This is a genomic window from Streptomyces sp. H39-C1 (assembly GCF_027158125.1).
Taxonomy (GTDB): Bacteria; Actinomycetota; Actinomycetes; order Streptomycetales; family Streptomycetaceae; genus Actinacidiphila; species Actinacidiphila fildesensis.
Genome location: NZ_JAPVLS010000007.1, coordinates 177,975 through 181,554 on the forward strand (window position 1 = coordinate 177,975; position 3,580 = coordinate 181,554).

The window sequence follows — 3,580 nt, forward strand, 5'->3', positions numbered from 1 at the left end:
GTCCTGCTGTACTGGGCACCTCACGCTGGATCTGCCCCCGACGGCCTCCGGTTGGACGGGGCTCGTGGAGGCTCGCCGTGACCCTGGAAGGCGGCCTCGGCACCGGAGGAGTTCCGCGACCGGCTCAGGCTCCGATGCTCGCCGTGACTGGCAAGCCCGAACTCTAGGAGCCCCGCCGCCTGAGACTTCGGCTGTTCTCCGCCGCCGCCCAACTCGTCATCACCGGCCGCTGCCAGCACCTGAGATTCACACGCCACTGGCTCTGGACAGACGTGATCACCAGCGCGATCAGCGACTCAACGCCGCTTCAAAACCCGGCCGCTGATTAGCCAGCTCCCGTCCCTGAGAGCCGCACCACCCCGCGGAGGGTGGAACCTCGGCGTTCACCCGATGCGATAGCCGGGTTACAGGCTTGCCCGTTACCGACCCGACTAGCCGAAACTGGCCGACGGGGATGCAGACAAGCCGCCACGGAAAATCGAGGCCAAACTATTTCGGGTCGAGAAGCATCTCAAAATTTTAGCCGTGCCCGTTATCGGGTGCCACTGCCTTGCTGAATGGGAGCCCCTGCATAACTCGCTCCATGTGACTCCAATCTGGCGTCCCGCCGTCGGTCATCGGCAGGCGAATAACGGTCTTCTTCATGCGGGAGAGGTTCCATTTGTATCCGTAGGTGAATCGATAGCGCTCGTATCTAATCACTGCTGCAACGAATAGTAGCGCCCAGCGGGATAGATCTTGTTTGGGAAGTAGCACCTGCACGTCATCGGAAGCAAAGAATGGCTGATCTTGATAGAATGCCACGCCGACAGAGTTACCGTTGTAAGGAACCGTCAGGCAATGCTCCTGAAAAGTAGGATCAAGGTCACACAGGTCGGTGATCCCGTTGTTGTACTCGGAAGCCCCAATGAAGCGCGTAGTCCCGGGGCCTCGATCGGCTGCCGTGACACGCTTGCCCTTCTTGATGTCGAAGAGGCGTCCAAGTTCAAACTGACCCCAAGTTCCCGTGTCTGAGAACTTTCTCGCCGACGCGGTGGCAGTCTGAGCACTCTTCAAGGTCAGCATTGCGTCGTCAAGGATAATCTTCTCAAGAATGAGAGGATCTAGCCCTGAATAGTCCGTCTCCATGTACGCCTCGGCCACCCACTCATCGCCTGGGCCGACCATTTGCATAACAGACTCACCGGCATGGACTTCGCGGTTCCTGAACATCTCAACCCAGTGATCCCGCAGTTGCGGCCAGGTCTGGTGCTTGTCTACGCGTCCAAGATTCTTCACCTTGACAAATCGGTCGTCGCGCCAGTATCCGAACCAGGTCTTCTTGTTTGCGGTTGCGTGAGGAATGCCAGCCGTGAACACGAGAATGCACGTGATCACACCTACGGGGTGGAACAATTCCGGAGGCATGCTCATCACCGCCTCCAGCGTGTGCTTCTTCAACAGATTAGATTTGTGTTCGGATCTGATGGTCGCGCACGAAACCGGTACGATTGCAATCCCGGTACCACCCTTCTCCAAGTTGTCGAGCATGTGCTCGACGAATCTTAGTTCGTGAAGGTCTTCTTTTGATTTAGCGTAAGGGGGATTGATCATTCCGACGTTCGCGCGGTGAGATTTAATCTCTTTTGTGATGGCGATGTCGAAGCATGATCCTTGGAATATGTTCGCCTTGCCGTCCCCTCGCAGAATCATGTTCGAAGTGGCCAGGGCGTACATAGTCGCCTGCTGCTCAATGCCGATCAGTCGCTCCTTCTTGACCGACTCCACTTCTGCATCCGTTGTGGCCGTGCGGATCATTTGCATCATGGCAGAGATGAGGAACCCACCCGTGCCAGCGCAGATGTCGAGGACCTTGTCATCCTTGGTGACGTTTGCCAGCAAGGAGAACATCTCGGTGACGTGTCGGGGTGTAAGGACGATACCCAGCCCTTTGCCGTCGCCTCCCGTGTACTTCAGAAACTCACCATAAAATGCTCCGACCACGTCGAAGTCATGATAAACGTTAAGAAACGGCATTACCCGATCGGCGAGCAGCGTCACGATCTCGCTGAGAAGACCCTTCGGGTACCCTTTAGTCGGCTTGCGCAGTTCCGGGTGCACTTGAATGTTAGTAAACGGTTGCGTCATGTTCTCGATCTTTGGGACCGGGAGCTTTGCTGCTCGCACGACCTTCTGAATGGACTGCATCCAGAATTCAGGTAGATCTGCGGCGGGATACTCGGGGTATGTCTTTGCGAACACTGGATCGTTTAGTGCGATGAGAGTGCCTGCAACAGCAAGGGGTTTCTCCTTTTCTTCAAGTTCGGCCTCGTCACGCATAAATTCATGCATCTCCATCGAGAATGCGATCAGGTCCTTCGTGCGCTGCTGCTGCACGTTTGGGTCGAAGGATGCTGCAGCCAAAAGGTCGTCCAATCCGACCCACTCGGTGATGACAGCGCCCGTAGGCGACACGAGAGGCTTTGCGGAATTCACACCTTTGGGAATCACAAAGAACGAATGCTTGTTAGTGTGCCTATTACCTGAGGCTGCTACCGCGATGACTGTGTAGTTGGGGGAGAGGTATCGCGCGTAGTGCAGAACGCCGTCTACTGCGTATTGGGCGGGAAGGTCGCGGTTCGCAGACTCATGGTTTTTCACATCTGCCTTGCACTCGACAACCACAACCATGTCGGGCGTGGCCGGTGCGGTGATAATCAACTCAGGGTAGCCTGCACCTCCCTTGCCGGACTTCGATGCTTTCGACAAAGCGGTTCGAATCGCCTGTACAGTTGATTGTTGCTTCTCGATCACGACGGTGTCCTCGTCGTCGTAGTAGCCCAGGGCCCGCAGCTTGGCGTCGACCATGTCCTCAGTGATGCGCTCGTTCGCCATCGGCTGTGCTGCTCCTGATCGATCGTCCTGCCTGGTCACGTCCGCGACGATCCTATGCCGTGTCTCAGGTCGTAATGAGGGACAGAGCTTGATCAAGTTCCGGGAGTGTCGAGGATGTTGCTGCTTGCCTAGGATGGGGAGGGCGCGTTCGGGCTGATCGCGGATTGCCCGGGCGGTCTTGGCGATGTTGGCGGCTCCGAGGTCTTTTTGGGCAGGCCGATGGCGAAGAAGTGGAAGGTGGCCACGTCGCGGGGTGCGGTGCCGGTGTGGAGGGTGGAGGCGTCCTCGGCATAGGTGACGTCTCTGATGTGGGTGCAGGGCTTCGATGAAATGCTTCAGCTTGTCGCAGATCGGGTGATGAGTGGGCCACTACGATCATCGCCACCCGCAAGGGTGACCGCTGATACAGGCTCCCGCCGCACAAGCGCGTGCCGACGGCTTCGCCATATCTAGCGGCACCGGACGCACCTCCTGAAGTAGTCATCCCTTGCATGACCGAGGAGGACCACGGCCACTACGAGAGCCTCCTCACCATCGCCAGCGCGGACGGCGGCCGATTCCTCCCCCGCAGGCGCTGACCAGGGCGGTTGCAAGTTCCGGGGTCGTGCGGCTGGTCGGGTTGTGACCGGTTGGGGCGCATAGCAGAGCAGGCACGGGCTTCGTGATCATTGTGGTGTCTAAGCCAGATGATCATGAGGTGGCCCGT

1 protein-coding gene and 1 pseudogene are annotated in these 3,580 nt (G+C 57.9%); one reads left to right on the plus strand and one right to left on the minus strand.

Annotated elements, in window-relative coordinates; translation table 11 throughout:
- Positions 1–122 precede the first annotated feature (122 nt).
- Positions 123–329, plus strand: a pseudogene (locus tag O3W51_RS07440) (IS1380 family transposase); the annotation flags it as partial.
- Between the two features lie 190 nt (positions 330–519).
- Here the strand turns inward: O3W51_RS07440 and O3W51_RS07445 are convergent.
- Positions 520–2,913, minus strand: a complete 2,394-nt coding sequence (locus O3W51_RS07445) for an N-6 DNA methylase (RefSeq protein ID WP_269284771.1) — start codon at positions 2,911–2,913, stop codon at positions 520–522.
- Between the last annotated feature and the right edge of the window lie 667 nt (positions 2,914–3,580).